The organism is Thermodesulfomicrobium sp. WS (assembly GCF_027925145.1).
Classification (GTDB): domain Bacteria; phylum Desulfobacterota; class Desulfovibrionia; order Desulfovibrionales; family Desulfomicrobiaceae; genus Thermodesulfomicrobium.
Map to the genome: position 1 here is coordinate 2,155,113 of NZ_AP027130.1, position 14,888 is coordinate 2,170,000.

12 protein-coding genes (1 of these 12 only partly in view) are annotated in these 14,888 nt (G+C 63.2%); 8 read left to right on the forward strand and 4 right to left on the reverse strand.

Features of this window, described 5'->3' with window-relative positions:
* Positions 1 to 224: 224 nt before the first annotated feature.
* The 5 genes from QMF81_RS10350 to QMF81_RS10370 all read left to right on the forward strand — a co-directional run bounded on the left by QMF81_RS10350 (position 225) and on the right by QMF81_RS10370 (position 6,692).
* Positions 225 to 473, forward strand: coding sequence for a DUF4212 domain-containing protein (locus QMF81_RS10350; protein ID WP_281750725.1), 249 nt, complete (start codon positions 225 to 227; stop codon positions 471 to 473).
* A gap of 12 nt (positions 474 to 485) precedes the next feature.
* The gene (locus QMF81_RS10355; RefSeq protein WP_281750726.1) at positions 486 to 2,255 is read left to right on the forward strand and encodes a sodium:solute symporter family protein; all 1,770 of its coding nucleotides are present in this window, start codon (positions 486 to 488) and stop codon (positions 2,253 to 2,255) included.
* Positions 2,256 to 2,306: 51 nt separating this feature from the next.
* Entirely contained in the window at positions 2,307 to 4,214 is a 1,908-nt protein-coding gene (locus QMF81_RS10360) for a putative nucleotidyltransferase substrate binding domain-containing protein (RefSeq protein WP_281750727.1), read from the forward strand.
* Complete coding sequence (locus QMF81_RS10365; protein WP_281750728.1) at positions 4,214 to 4,930, forward strand: 3'-5' exonuclease; 717 nt, start codon at positions 4,214 to 4,216, stop codon at positions 4,928 to 4,930. The genes QMF81_RS10360 and QMF81_RS10365 overlap by 1 nt, the downstream gene beginning before the upstream one ends.
* Positions 4,931 to 5,012: 82 nt before the next feature.
* Entirely contained in the window at positions 5,013 to 6,692 is a 1,680-nt protein-coding gene (locus QMF81_RS10370; protein ID WP_281750729.1) for a sensor histidine kinase, read from the forward strand.
* Positions 6,693 to 6,737: 45 nt separating this feature from the next.
* On the opposite strand, the gene phoU is transcribed toward QMF81_RS10370, so the two are convergent.
* The 4 genes from phoU to QMF81_RS10390 are packed head-to-tail and all read right to left on the reverse strand — an operon-like array spanning position 6,738 to position 10,672.
* Positions 6,738 to 7,406, reverse strand: a complete 669-nt coding sequence (phoU, locus tag QMF81_RS10375) for a phosphate signaling complex protein PhoU (protein WP_281750730.1) — start codon at positions 7,404 to 7,406, stop codon at positions 6,738 to 6,740.
* A gap of 20 nt (positions 7,407 to 7,426) precedes the next feature.
* The gene (pstB, locus tag QMF81_RS10380) at positions 7,427 to 8,188 is read right to left on the reverse strand and encodes a phosphate ABC transporter ATP-binding protein PstB (RefSeq protein WP_281750731.1); all 762 of its coding nucleotides are present in this window, start codon (positions 8,186 to 8,188) and stop codon (positions 7,427 to 7,429) included.
* A gap of 7 nt (positions 8,189 to 8,195) precedes the next feature.
* On the reverse strand, positions 8,196 to 9,980 hold the full coding sequence (locus QMF81_RS10385; protein ID WP_281750732.1) for an ATP-binding protein: 1,785 nt from the start codon (positions 9,978 to 9,980) through the stop codon (positions 8,196 to 8,198).
* Positions 9,977 to 10,672, reverse strand: coding sequence for a response regulator transcription factor (locus QMF81_RS10390; protein WP_281750733.1), 696 nt, complete (start codon positions 10,670 to 10,672; stop codon positions 9,977 to 9,979). Before QMF81_RS10390 ends, QMF81_RS10385 begins: the two co-directional genes overlap by 4 nt.
* 180 nt (positions 10,673 to 10,852) lie before the next feature.
* Between QMF81_RS10390 and QMF81_RS10395 the strand changes: the two genes are divergently transcribed.
* From QMF81_RS10395 to pstC, 3 genes are all read left to right on the forward strand, one after another.
* Positions 10,853 to 12,652: a bifunctional diguanylate cyclase/phosphodiesterase gene (locus QMF81_RS10395; RefSeq protein ID WP_281750734.1), complete on the forward strand. Its 1,800-nt coding sequence runs from the start codon at positions 10,853 to 10,855 to the stop codon at positions 12,650 to 12,652.
* A 174-nt stretch (positions 12,653 to 12,826) separates the two neighbouring features.
* Positions 12,827 to 13,837, forward strand: a complete 1,011-nt coding sequence (locus tag QMF81_RS10400) for a PstS family phosphate ABC transporter substrate-binding protein (RefSeq protein ID WP_281750735.1) — start codon at positions 12,827 to 12,829, stop codon at positions 13,835 to 13,837.
* 49 nt (positions 13,838 to 13,886) lie between these two features.
* Positions 13,887 to 14,888 carry the 5' portion of a phosphate ABC transporter permease subunit PstC gene (gene pstC / locus QMF81_RS10405; RefSeq protein ID WP_281752970.1) on the forward strand. The gene runs 231 nt beyond the window's last position, so only the first 1,002 of its 1,233 coding nucleotides appear in the window; its start codon is at positions 13,887 to 13,889; its stop codon lies off the right edge, out of view.

Sequence of the window (14,888 nt, forward strand, 5' to 3'; positions counted from 1 at the left end):
CCAACGCCCGCCCACCGCGACCCTCCTCCCGGCAAACGGCGATCTTCATCCGACAACCGGTGAACGCCGGTGCGCCGCTGCCTTCTGCCGAGCCGCCTGCCGCTGCGGCCGGTCATTCACCAAAAAGGGGATGCACGCCTGGGACATTTTGCTACACCAAAGCCGTGTCCGGGGTTTGGTGGCAATCCCGCCGCCGCTTCCCCCAGGCCTTCAGGAGGTTTTCCATGAACACTCGTCACGCGTACTGGAACGTCAACAAACGCATCATGGCCGTTCTTCTGACCGTTTGGGCTTTCGTCGCCTATGGATGTGGGATGCTGGGTGCAGATGCGCTCAACGCCATCCATCTCGGAGGATTTCCCCTTGGCTTTTGGTTTGCCCAGCAAGGCGCCATTTACGTCTTCATCCTCCTCATTTTGGCGTATTTTCTCATCATGGAACGAGTGGATAAACAATTCGATGTGCACGAATAAGGAGCAAGCACCATGTCCATCATGACCTGGACCTATATCATGGTGGGGGCGTCCTTTGCCCTGTATTTGGGCATTGCCTGGGCATCCCGCGTGCGCGACACCAAAGGCTTCTATGTGGCCGGCGGCGGCGTACCACCTTTGGCCAACGGCCTGGCCACTGCGGCCGATTGGATGAGCGCCGCCTCCTTCATCTCCATGGCGGGCATGATCTCGTTCATGGGCTTTAGCGGCGCCACGTACCTCATGGGCTGGACCGGCGGCTACGTGCTCCTCGCCCTGCTGCTCGCCCCATACTTGCGCAAGTTCGGCAAATTCACCGTGCCGGATTTCGTGGGGGACCGATACTACTCGACCACGGCCCGCATCGTCGCCCTGGTGTGCGCCATCTTCGTGTCCCTTACCTACGTGGCCGGGCAGATGCGCGGGGTGGGCATCGTGTTCTCCCGCTTCCTCGAGGTGGATGTGAATACCGGCGTGGTCATCGGTATGGTCATCGTGTTCTTCTATGCCTCCCTGGGCGGCATGAAAGGCATCACCTGGACGCAGGTGGCCCAGTACCTGGTGCTCATCATCGCCTTCCTGGTGCCGGCGGTGGCCATCTCCATGAAGATCACCGGCAATCCCCTGCCGCAACTGGGCTTTGGCGACCGCATCGCCCAAGGCCCGGACGCAGGCATGTATTTTCTCCAAACCCTGGACGCCATCACCACGGACCTGGGATTTGGGCCGTACACCAAGGCTTCATCAGGTCTGGCGCTGCTCAACATGGTGGCGGTGACCACCTGCCTCATGGTGGGCACCGCGGGGCTGCCCCATGTCATCATCCGCTTCTACACCGTGCCTACGGTGCGGGCGGCCCGTCTGTCGGCCTTCTACGCCATCCTCTTCATCGCCATCCTCTACACCGCTGCCCCGGCCGTGGGTGCCTTTGCCCGCTACAACATGATCCGGTCCGTCAACGGCGTCTCCTACGCCCAGGCCCCCAGCTGGTTCAAAAACTGGGAACGTACCGGCCTCATCGCCTGGGTGGATAAAAACAACGATGGCATCATCCAGTACACCAAGGGCTTGGCCATTGCGGGCAAGCCGCAGTTCACCGGCCAAACCGGCCCTCAAGGGCAGCGGCTGCTGGCCAACAAACCTGCCGACGGGGCCAACGAACTTTTCGTCGACAATGACATCATGGTGCTCGCCAATCCGGAAATCGCCAACCTGCCCGCCTGGGTGATCGCCCTGGTGGCCGCCGGCGGCCTGGCCGCAGCCCTGTCCACGGCCTCGGGCCTGCTCTTGGTCATTGCCTCGGCCATCTCCCATGACCTCTACTACCGCGTCATCAACCCCAAGGCGTCGGAGAAGAACCGCCTGACCCTCGGTCGGGTGATGATCGGCCTGGCGGTGCTCGTGGCCGGATACTTCGGCATCAATCCGCCGGGCTTCGTGGCCCAGGTGGTGTCTTTGGCCTTCGGTCTGGCGGCGTCGAGCTTTTTCCCCATCATCGTGCTGGGCGTGTTCTGGAAGCGCGCCACCCGCGAAGGGGCCATCGCTGGCATGAGCTGCGGAATCGGGCTGACTTTGCTCTACATCATCCAGGTGAAGTTCCTGGGAATGCAGCCATGGCTCTTTGGTCTGGTCCCCGAAGGCGTGGGCGTGATCGGCATGCTCCTCAACTTCACCGTCACCGCGGTGGTCTCCCTCGTGACTGCGCCGCCGCCTGAGGCTGTCCAAGAACTGGTGGAACACGTGCGCATCCCCCGCGGGGCAGGCGCCGCCATCGACCACTAACCAAGCAACCAGGTCCAGGGGAGTCCTCCCCTGGACCACCGCGGAAGCCCTATGCGCCCCAGCGATCCCCAAAGCCCCATCACCACGTTTCTCAGGCAGACACTGCCGTTCTCCGACCTGCCCGCTGAGGCCATCGTCCACCTGGCGCGCCAGGCCACGGTGGACTTCTTTCCCCAAGGCACCCGCATCTTTACCCGCGGCAAAAGCGAGATCTCCCATCTTCTGGTGATCCAAAAAGGGGCCATCAAGCTCTTTGTGGAAGAAAACGGCGCCACCCGCCTTGTGGATATCCGCAGCGAAGGGGCCAGTGTTGGGGCGGTGTGCCTCTTTCACGGCACCCACGCCACCATGGACGCCGAGGCCTTGGAAGACACCTTTGTGGTGGCCATCCCGCGCGGGGTCTTTCTCGAGACCATGGCGCGCCACCCGGAGCTGACCCAGTTCTATCTCAAGACCCTGGCGCAAGGGGCACTCGATCGCGCCTTCGAGGATATCCGCCACCGACCGGCGGTGGGCGGCAGCGAGACCACGCTGCCGCTGTTCACCCAAAAGCTCGTGGATCTCATCCATCGGCCGCCGGTCACCGTGCCGCTCGGCACCACCATCCAAACCGCAGCGCGGGAAATGCTGCGCCACGGCACAGGCTCGCTGCTCTTTCGCGAGCCCTCAGGAGGGATCTGCGGCATCATCACCGACACGGACCTGCGCAAGGCCCTGGCCTTCGGGATGGATTCCCAAGCCCCGGCAGAGACCATCATGAGCACGCCGGTACGCACCCTGCCGCACAGCGCCACCTGTTTCGACGCCCTCACCACCATGATGGCCGAATCCATCCATCACCTGGCTGTCGAGCGCGACGGAGAGATCCTCGGTGTCATCAGCTCCCACGACCTCCTCGTGGTACAAGGCCGCTCGCCCCTGGCCCTGTTTCAGGACATCGCCTCCCAGGGCACCTTCGAGGGACTCTATCCCATCCACGGCCGCATCCCCGCGGTAGTGCGCACCCTCATCCGCGAAGGGGCCAAGGCCGGACATATCACGCGGCTGATCGCCATTCTCAACGACCAGATCGTCATCCGCCTCCTGGAGCTCCTTACCGCCGAGATCGGCCCTTCCCCAGTACCCTACGTCTGGATCCTCATGGGAAGCGAAGGCCGCCAGGAACAGACCTTCTCCACGGACCAAGACAACGCCCTCATCAGCGCGGACGTCTCCGAAGACTTTGTGGCCCGGGCAGGGGAAGTCTATTTTCAGGCCCTCACCAGCCGTATGGAAGGGCACCTTTTGCGCTGCGGCATCCCCCGCTGTCCGGCGCAGATGATGGCCGTGAACCCCCAATGGCGGGGAAGCCTTGGCCACTGGAAAGAACGGGTGGACCGCTGGCGCACGAGCCCGGAGCCCACGGAAGTGCTCCACAGCTCGATATTCTTCGATTTTCGCCCCCTGTTTGGCCGCATGCACCTGGGCACAGAGCTTCGCGACCACATCACCACGAGCTGCGCCGGGCAAACGGTATTCCTGCGCTACCTGGCAGCCGAGGCCGTGCGCGCCCGGCCGCCGCTCACCTTCTTCAAGGGATTCGTGGTGGAAAAGGACGGCCAGCATAAAAACTCCCTGGACATCAAAACCCGGGGACTCTTGCCCTTTCTCGACTTCGCCCGGGTCATGGCCCTCTACCACGGTATCCCCGAGACCGGGACCCTGGGCCGCTTGGACGCGCTGCACGCCGGCGGCCATATCTCCCGGGATCTGCACAGCGAAGCCCGGGAAGCCTTTGAATTTCTGCTCCACTTGCGTCTGGCACGCCAGCTCGAACAGGTGGAGGCCGGGCAGCAGCCCCACAACTACATCGATCCGAGCACCCTCACGGCCCTGGAAAAACGCACCCTGCGCGAGGCCTTCGGCCTGGTCTCGGCCCTGCACGAAGTCCTGCGCGACACCTTCCACTTGAGGTTCTGATGCTGCGATCACTTTTCGGCCGCTTTCTGGGACCCAAACTTGCCCCTCCCCCGGTCCTTATCTCCAACAACGAGGCCTGCCGGCATCTGCGCCAAGACCAGAGCCTAGCGGAAACCGTGTTCACGGTCATCGACACCGAACTCACCGGACTCTCCCCGCGCCAGGACGAGATCGTGGCCCTGGGCGCGGTACGGGTGCAGGGGCTTTCCATCGTGGCGGAAAAGACCTTCTCCGCCTTGGTGCGCCCCAAAAAAGGTGTCCCCAAGAAAAGCACCCTCATCCACCGCATCACCCCCGCAGCCGTGGCCGAAGCGCCAGCCTTGGAAGAGATGCTGCCGTCGTTTCTCCAGTTTCTCCACGGCACCTTCGTGGTGGGGCACCATATCGGTCTGGACATGCAGTTTCTGCGCCGCGCCTGCCGCACGGCATACGGCGTCGAACCCCAGAACCCGTGCCTGGACACCCTGCGCCTGGCCATGATCTGGCGCGAAGAACGCCTGACGTCTCCCTACGACCGCTACGACCTGCGCATTTCCTACCACCTGGCGGACCTGGCCGAAGAACTGGGGCTGCCCACCTTTCCCGCCCACGACGCCCTGGCCGACGCCCTCCAGACCGCCTACCTCTTCGTGTACCTGGCCAACAAGCTCGCCACCCCCCACACCCCGCTCGCGGAGCTCTTCGCCCTGGGCCGCTCCTGGCGCTGGTACCTCTAGTGCCCGGGATGCCTCATCTGCGCACCTGAAATCCGCCGCCATCGCTGGACGAATGCGGCCTTCTCTGCCACAAGGCCCGGCCATGGCAGACGCACCCCGCAACCCCGGCCAGGAGGCCGAACACACCTTACGGCGGGTCACCGTAGCGGTGGCCATCACCCCGCTGCTGCTCGTCTCCGCCATCCTTTTCTACGCCTACGACATCATCTACCGGGGGACCGTCCTCGACCACCTGCGCACCCAGGCCTTGCGCCACGCCCAAATCATCGACCGCTTCCTGGAGGAGCGCGCTGCCACGCTCCGCCTCGAGGCCCACAGTGTCCCTGTGTCTCGCCTCGCCGACACCCGCTATCTCGAAGCGCGTCTGACCGCCCTCAACGATGCCTTCGGCCCCATGTACACCGACCTGGGGCTCATCGATCCCCAAGGACGGCAAGTGGCCTATGCCGGCCCGCCCCAGTTCCACCGGACGTCCTACGCCGACGCACCGTGGTTTGCCCTCGCCAAAGACCAAGAGACGTTCGTCTCCGACGTTGCCCTCGGGGCCCGGCGCAGCCCGCATTTCTTCGTGACCGTGCGCCTTTGGGACGCCGAAAAAAGGCCCTGGCTGCTGCGGGCCGCCATCGATTTCGGCAAATTCAACGCCCGGGTGCGGGAGATCCGTTTGGGACGCACGGGCAAGGCCTTTATCATCAACCGCCGCGGCGCCTTCCAGACCGACGCCGGCGACGCCTCGTCCCTGCCGCCCAATGTGCTCACCGCCCTGGTGCTCCGCGATCTTGCCGCTGACCAAGCCATCGTGCTCGAGGGCGACAACACCCAGGGCATCGCCTCCCTGGCCTGCGTTGCTCCCCTCAAAGGCGGCCAGTGGCTGCTCATCCTCCAGCAGGAACGCTTCGACGCCCTGCGGCCGCTGTATCTCGCCCGCATCGCTGCCGTGAGTACCGTCACCCTGGGCATCATCGCCATCATCACGGTCATCCACCTGGTCGCCGGCCGTATGGAACGCCGCCTCGGCGCCGCCTACGCCCTCCAGGAGCGCCTGCAGCAGCAAATCGTGGAAAAAAGCAAACTCGCCGCCATTGGCGAACTCGCCGCCGGGGTCGCCCACGAAATCAACAATCCCGTGGCCATCATGATGGAAAACGCCGGATGGATTGCGGACCTTCTCGAGGGGGACGACCTCCACAACCCCGAGACCCTCAAAGAGATCCGTAATTCCGTCCAAGAGATCACCACCCAGGGCCGCCGCTGCCGGGAGATCACCCACAATCTGTTGAGCTTTGCCCGCAAGACCAACACTGCGGCCCAACCTGTGGAGTTGGCCCCCCTCATCCAAGAAATCGCCTCCCTCATCCGCGCCCGGGTCTACCAGCGCGGCATGACCCTTACCCTCGATCTGCACGACACGCCTCCGGTCCGCGCTTCGGCCACGGAAATCCAGCAGGTGCTCCTCAATCTCCTCAACAACGCCATGGACGCCATTGATCATGACCACGGCGCCGTCGTGGTCCGGCTCTTTTCCCAAGAGGGGCATGCAGTGATCGAAGTGGAAGACAATGGCCAGGGGATTGCGCCGGAACACCGCCAGCGCATCTTCGAGCCCTTCTTCACCACCAAGCCCGTGGGCAAGGGCACGGGCCTAGGGCTTGCCATCTGCTACGGCATCGTGCGCAACCTCGACGGCGACCTCGAAGTAGAAAGCGAACCCGGCCGAGGGACCACCTTCCGCATCCGCATCCCGAAGGCTCCCCAGGCATAAAAAGCCCGGCGCACGGCCGGGCAAAAACGGACGCGCCAAGGCAGTCTAGCGCTGATCAAAGGCGTTTTTGTGCTTGATGTTGATACCCTTGACGATGAACACCACCGACTCGCAGATATTGGTCACCAGGTCGGCGATGCGCTCCAAATGCCGGACAATGAGGATGGTATGCACGGACCGCTCAATGGCCGGCGTCTCGTGGAGCATATATTCGATGACCTCACGCATGTTGCGATGGTTGAGGGTGTCGATCTCCGCATCACAGCGCCATATTTCCAAGGCCAACTCCGTATCCCCACGCACAAAGGCTTGGGTGGCGCTGCGCAGCATGGCCAGGGCTCGCTCCCCCATGTACTCGATAGGCTTTTGGAAAGGAAGGGGCTGCCGCGCGCTCAAAATCATCGCCCGCTCCGCAATGTTGACGGCTTCGTCAGCAATGCGTTCGAGATCGACGCTGATGCGCATGCAGCCCAGCACGAAACGCAAGTCGCTGGCCACAGGCTGCTCCAAGGCGAGGAGCTTGAGGCAAGTCTCGTCGATGGAGACTTCTAGAGCATTGACCTCGGCATCGCCGTCCACCACGGCCTCGGCCAAAAATTCATCCCGCGTCACATAGGCCTGGATCGCCCTCGTCACTGCATTCTCGACCAAGCGCACCATATGTAGCACCTGCAGACGCAGACGTTCCATTTCCCCATGGAGATGGGTCGTCATAACGCATTCCTCCTTGCGGCCTAGCCAAAGCGGCCCGTGATATAGTCCTCGGTCTGCGCATTGGCCGGCCGAGTGAAGATCTGCTCCGTATCCCCCACTTCGATGAGCCGGCCCATGTAGAAGAAGGCCGTGCGGTCCGAGACTCGGGCGGCCTGCTGCATGGAGTGGGTCACGATAACAATGGTGAAGCGCTGTTTGAGATCATAAATGAGTTCTTCGATCTTCTGGGTGGCGATGGGATCCAAGGCCGAGGCCGGCTCATCCATGAGCAGCACTTCCGGCTCCACGGCCAGGGCGCGGGCAATACAGAGCCGCTGCTGCTGGCCTCCGGAAAGCCCCAGGGCCGAATCATGCAGACGGTCTTTCACCTCGTCCCACAAGGCTGCCAGGCGCAGGCTCTCTTCCACCCGCTGGGCGATGAAGGCCTTGTCCCGGGCGCCATTGACGCGAAGGCCATAGGCCACGTTATCGAAGATGCTCTTGGGAAAAGGATTGGGCTTTTGGAAGACCATGCCCACACGGCGGCGCAAGGTCACCACGTCCACGGCTGGGCCGAGGATGTCTTGGCCGTCCATAGTGAGTTCCCCGGTGGTACGGGTGCCGGGAATGAGGTCGTTCATGCGGTTGAGACAGCGCAAGAACGTGGACTTGCCGCACCCCGACGGACCAATGAGGGCCGTGGCTTGGCGCACATACATGTCAAAGGAGACGTCGAAGAGGGCCTGTGCCTCGCCATAATAGAAATCCAGATGGCGGGCGGCGATTTTCACTTGGGTGCTCATGGGATGGTCACACTCCAGCTCCAGGCAATGTGATGGTGAAACGAGCGCCGGAGCCTTGTCCGGGCACCGGGCTCTGGGCCACGATGGACCCACCAAGAAGATGCATGAGGTGCCGGCAGATGGCGAGCCCGAGGCCAGTACCACTCACCGTACGGCTACGGTCCTTTTCCACACGGAAAAAGCGCTCGAACACACGCTGCACATCCTCGGCCGGGATGCCGGGGCCATTGTCGTCCACATGCACCAAGACCCTGCCGTCGTGGACTGCGCCATGGATGCGTATCCGGCCGCCCGGCAGCGGGACATACTTGAGGGCGTTTTCCAAAACATTCCGAAATACTTGCACCAAAGAGTCCTGGTGGCCTTGCACCAAGGGGAGGGCATCCACCTCCACCTCCAGCGTCACCCCATGAGGCACGGACAATCCCCTCCATGCCAGAGCGACCACGCTGGTCAGGGCGACAGGCGCAAGGGGTATCTGTACCCGACCGTGTTCCAGACGGGAGAGCTGGAGCACGTCCTCCACCAGGGCGTGCATGTGGTTGGCATTGCGCAGGATGGTCTCCACAAATCCGCGCACCGGCTCCGTGGCGCACGCCTCCAGTCCCAGCAGGGTCTCGGCGTAGCCTTTGATGGAGGTCAGCGGGGTGCGCAATTCATGCGAGACGTTGGCCGCAAAATCTCGCCGGACCTGCTCCGCCCGCTTGATGGCGGTAATGTCGTGAAAGAGGAGGATGACGCCAATGTCCGGGTCCTCGGGCACCGGCACCAAGGAAACGTCGAAAATGCGCCCGCCCATGGTCGCCTCCACCTTGAGCGGACTGCCCTCGCCGCGTGTGCGGCGGGCAAGGACTTCCTCACAGCCCTGCTGCAAGGCGGGCTCCAAGGTCAGCTCCATGATCTGTCGCCCCACGAAGGACTCCAGATCCGCAAACAGATCCCGGGCCGCAGGGTTGCCGCGCACGATGCGGCCATGGGTGTCGAGCACCACCACGCCGGCTCGCATGCCGTTGAGCACGGCCTCCAGCTCGCGGCCCTGCTTGACCACTGTGGCCAGATGGGCCTGCACCCGCGCCGCCATGGCATTGAAGGCACGAATCAGCGGGACAAGCTCCTCCAGGGCCGCTTCGTCGTCCAACCGCGGCATGGCGTTGTCGCCCACCCGGGCCATCTCCTGACTGATGGCACCGATGGCCCTTTGCAGGGAGCGCGCCACCAGGGCCACCCCCACCAACGCCAGGACAGCCACCACGGCAAAAACCCCCATGGCCTGGGCCTGGGCCTGGGCGACGACCCTGCCGACGTCTCCATACGGCACCGCCAAGCGCAGCACGCCGGCGGGAAGTCCTCCCACCGCAGGCACCGCCAGGGCCACGTAGACCATATCTTGCTGCAATGTATCACTTGCGCGCACGGCCACTCCCGTGCCGGAGGCCAGCGCCTCCATGATCTCAGGCCGGGTGGCGTGGTTTTCCAGCTTTCGCGCCTTGTCCAGCGGCAGGGAAGTATCGAGCACCACCGCCCCCTGCCGCTCCACGTAGGTGATACGGGCATCCAAGGCCACCGCCACATCACGCAAGGTCTCGTCGGCGACCTCCACCGTGGGCGGAGCCAGACGGCGCACCAACGCCACGGTTGCCTGGGCCTCTTGTCGCGCCCGCTGGATCGTTTCCGCCTCCATTTGCGGAAGCACGGTGCGCCCCATCAAAAAAGCCACCACCACTCCCGCCACGAGCACAATGCCCAGGCCGGCAATCCACAAGCGGCCACGCACCGATCGCCCGAATCTCATGCCTCCTCCTTCGCCCGTTGCAGGCGATACCCGATCCCGCGCACGGTCTCGATGAGATCGGCATACGGGCCCATCTTGCGGCGCAGCCGGCGCACGTGGGTATCCACGGTACGGGAATAGCCTTCGAACTCATAGCCCCAAACCGTGGAGAGCAAATGCTCCCGGGAAAGGGCCTTGCCTTCCCGGTGAACGAGTTCCGCCAGCAAGGCGAACTCGGTACGGGTCAGATGCACGTCCTCGCCATCCACATAGAGGATATGCGCCTCGAAATCGGCCACCAGCCCGCCACGCTCCCACCGCTGAGGAGCGCCGGCATGGAGAGTGCGGCGACGCAGCACATTTTTGATGCGCAGCATGAGTTCCCGCGGGCTGAAAGGTTTGACCACATAATCCTCGGCCCCGAGCTCAAAACCCAATACCCGATCCACCTCCTCGCCCCGGGCAGTGAGCATGATGATGGGGATATGGTCGGTCTCCGGAGCGCTCTTGAGGGTTTTGCACACCTCAAGGCCGCTCATGCCCGGGAGCATGAGATCCAAAAGGATGAGACTCGGGCGCTCGCTGTGGGCAAGGCGCACGCCGGCCTTGCCATCGCGAGTGACCGTGCATCCATAGCCTGCGGCCTTGATATGAAACGCCAAAAGGTTGGCAATGTCCGCGTCGTCTTCGATCACCAAAATATTGTGCGCCATGCACCTCTCCCGTGTCGTCGTACCCGCCGTTGGTGCCACGCCCCCGTCACGAACCCGAGGCGGTTTTGTGACAAGCCTGCAACAAAGCATCTTGTGACGCAAGCGCCCTGCGGTCTTCGCGAAAACGTCACATGCCCTCGCCAAAGCACACGCGTCACCTTTGCAGGAGGTCTCTTTCCCATGCTCGGATCCATCGCTACCGGTGCCAAACAGGCCCTTTCCGTTCGGGTGCACATCCCCCAGCACAGCCTCTTTCGCCGCATCCTTCATGGACGGCAGATCCACTGCCTGTACCAACCCATCTTCGATCTGCGCACCGGCGCGGTCTTTGCCTGGGAGGCCCTCGCCCGCGGCCCCAAGGACAGCCCCCTCCATTCTCCCATGGAACTCTTCTGCGTTGCAGAAAAATGCGGACAGCTCTTTGCCCTGGAGCAGGTGTGCCGCGCCCAGGCCATCGCCCAGATCGGAAGGCTGGCCCCCAACCAGAATCTCTTTCTCAACATCCATCCCCGCACCATCGCGGACCCCGATTTCACCCCAGGCACCACGCGCGAACTCTTGGACGCCGCGCACATCGCCGCCGAACAGGTGGTCTTCGAGATCACCGAGCGCCATGCCATCCAAGACCTGGCGCTTCTCCAAAAGACCTTGGAACACTACCGCAGCCAGGGCTTCCGGGTGGCGGTGGACGATGCCGGCGCCGGACACTCGGGACTCGCCACCATCGCCGCCCTGCGGCCGGACTTCATCAAGATCGACATGGGGCTGGTGCGCGACGTGGACAAAGACCCGGTACGCCGCGCCCTCATGGAGACCATGGTCACCTTCGCGGAAAAAATCGGCGCCCACATCGTGGCGGAGGGCATCGAACGCAAGGGCGAGGCCACGGCCCTCATGGATATCGGCGTGGGCTTCGGACAGGGCTATTTTCTCGGCCGCCCCTGCTTTCCCAAAAACGAAGTCGGGATCGACATCCGGGATATGGCTCCGCCGCGGATACGCCTCGCCGCCCGCCTGGCATGCTCCGCGCCCATCGGCCGCCTGGCACGACCCGTCCCCACCGTCACTCCCGACACCAAGGTATCCGAGGTGCAACGTCTTTTGCAACGCAGCGCCGCCCATGCCGTGGTGGTGGCGGACCAGGAAAACCGTCCCGTGGGTCTGATCATGGCCCATGGACTGGACCGTCATTTGGCCTCCCTCTATGGCCGCTCCCTCTACGCCGACAAACCCATCACCAGCATCATGGACAAGGCCCCGCTCGTGGCCGATGAACAAGAGCCCGTAGAGATCATCGCCCAGCGCGCCCACGGCCGCGCCGCCATCAAGGTGTACGACGACGTCATCGTCACCTCGGAAGAGCGGGTGCTGGGCACCGCCACGGTGCACGACATGCTCCAGTCCTTGGCCCAGGTGCAGGTGGAGATGGCCAAGGGAGTCAATCCCCTCTCCGGGCTGCCGGGCAACGTCACCCTGGAAAAAGAGCTGGAACTGGCCCTGCGCCGGGACAATCGCATCTGCCTCATGTACGCCGACCTGGACAACTTCAAGGTCTACAATGACGTCTACGGCTTTCAGAAGGGCGACCAGATCATCTTGCTCCTCGCCCGCATCCTGACCTGGGCCATTGGCCGGCATGGCAGCCATGGAGATTTTCTTGCCCATGTAGGGGGCGACGACTTCGTGGCCATCGTGGACCCTGCCCGGGCGGATCGCATCGGCAAGGCGGTGGTGCGCTGCTTCCGGCGTTTGGCGCCGCTCCACTACACCCCCGAAGACCGGGCCCGCGGCTGGATTTTCGGCAAAGGCCGCGACGGCCAGGAACGGCAATTTCCCTTGGTATCGGTTTCCATCGCCATTGTGGAACAGCGCTGCCAAGGCTGCACCTTGCAAAGCTTGAGCGAGACCGCAGCCCAGGTGAAAGGCTACGCCAAGTCGCTGCCCGGAAGCGTCTGCGTCCGCGACCGGCGCGCGCGATAAAAAATCTCCCCGGCCCACACAACGGGCCGGGGAGGCATCATCACGTACCCAGCACAGAAACACGCATCGCATCTGTCACCAACTTGTCACCAAGAAACCGCACCGCTGTCACAAGCCCTGCGTACATCCTCCCCCAGCCATTCACCCCAAACCCATGACACGGAGGACGACACTATGCGTGGATTTTGTAAGGTACTTCTTGCCGCGGCCCTCTTCGTGGCCAGCACCGGCCTGGCCCAGGCGCGGGATCAGGTGAAGATCGTGGGATCGTCCACGGTATTTCCCTTTTCCAGCTTCGTGGCCGAAGAGCTCGGCGCCACAGGCAAATTCAAGACCCCGGTGGTGGAATCCACGGGTTCGGGCGGCGGCCACAAGCTCTTTGGCGCGGGCATGGGAGAAAACACCCCGGACATCACCAACTCCTCGCGCCGCATGAAGCGCTCGGAGTTCGAAACCGCGGAACAGAACGGGGTGACGGACATCTCCGAGGCCCTCATCGGCTTTGACGGCATCGTGATCGCCCAGAACAAGGACGACGCGCCCCTCAAGCTCACCCTGGAGCAGATCGCCCTGGCCACCATCGCCGAGGTCCCCAAAGACGGCAAACTCATCCCCAACCCCTACACCAGTTGGGACCAGATCAGCCCGGATCTGCCCAAACGCCCCATCGTCATCTACGGCCCGCCCACGTCTTCGGGCACCCGGGATGCCTTTGAAGAACTGGTGATCGAAAAGGTGGCCCACAAACTGGGCAGCTACGAAAAGGGCTACAAAAAGGTCCGTCAGGACAGCGCCTACGTGCCTGCCGGCGAAAACGACAACCTCATCGTCCAAAAGCTCGCCAAGGACAAAAACGCCGTGGGTATTTTTGGCTACAGCTTCCTTGAGGAAAACCAAGATACCATCCAGGCCGCGACCATCGATGGCGTAACTCCCAGCCTCGATACCATCGCCCAAGGCACCTACCCCATCTCCCGATCCCTGTACTTCTATGTGAAGAACGCCCACTACGATAAGATTCCGGGGCTCAAGGAGTACGTGGAGCTCTTCATGAGCGAGCGCATGATCGGCGACAAAGGGGCCCTCAAGCGCATCGGCCTCGTGCCCCTGCCCGCGGACGTGCGGGAAAAGGCCCGGCAGAAGGTGCTGAACCGGGTGAAGCTGACCAAGGACGAACTCCAGTAACCACACGCAACACGCGGGAAGGCTCGGCCCTTCCCGCGTGCTTGGGGCAATCACCGTGACGCAAACACTGACCATCGTGCTTTTTTTGGGTCTTCTTCCCCTGGCGGCCTTTGGATATCGACTGGGTCGGGGCAAGCACCTGGCCCAAAGCGCGACGCCGTCCCCCTTTGCTGGCTCTGCCGGCATTTTTGGTTGGTATGCCGTGCTCGGGGCTGCCAAACCTGCGCTCGCCATCAACCTTGCGGCCCTTGGCCTCTACCTTGCCGGCATCCTCTCCATCCCCATGCCGGTGGTCGCCGCCTCCACCGTGGTCGCCGCAATGGTGGGGCTTTTCCTCGCGCTCCGGGCCATCCAGCCCCACTTTCGGGCCCGGGAAGCCATCGAGAAGACGATTCAGCGTATGCTCTTCGTGGCCTCGCTGATCTCCATCCTCACCACCATAGGCATTGTGGCTTCAGTGATCTTTGAGGCCATCCACTTTTTTCGGCTGGTGTCTTTGTGGGAGTTCATCACCGGCACCCAATGGAATCCGGACGACGCCCTGCGGCCCGACGGCACGGTGGACAGCAGTCTCTTCGGCGCAGTCCCGCTTTTTGCCGGAACGCTGCTCATCACCTGCATTGCCATGAGCGTGGCCATCCCGGTGGGACTTTTTTCCGCCATCTGCATGTCCGAGTACGCCTCGCCGCTCATCCGGCGCATCGCCAAGCCCACCTTGGAAATCTTAGCGGGCATCCCCACCGTGGTGTACGGCTTCTTCGCCGCCATCACCGTGAGCCCATTGGTCGTCGAGACCGCCGGCCGTTTGGGACTGCAGGCGGATTCCACCAATGCCTTGAGCCCCGGACTGGTCATGGGCATCATGATCATCCCCTTGGTTTCCTCCTTGGCCGATGACGTCATCAGCGCTGTACCGCAAAACCTGCGCGAGGGGTCCCTCGCCCTGGGGGCTTTCCCCAGCGAGACCATCAAGCGGGTCGTCCTGCCCGCCGCCCTACCGGGTATTGTCTCCGCATGCCTGCTCGCTGTCTCCCGCGCCGTGGGAGAAACC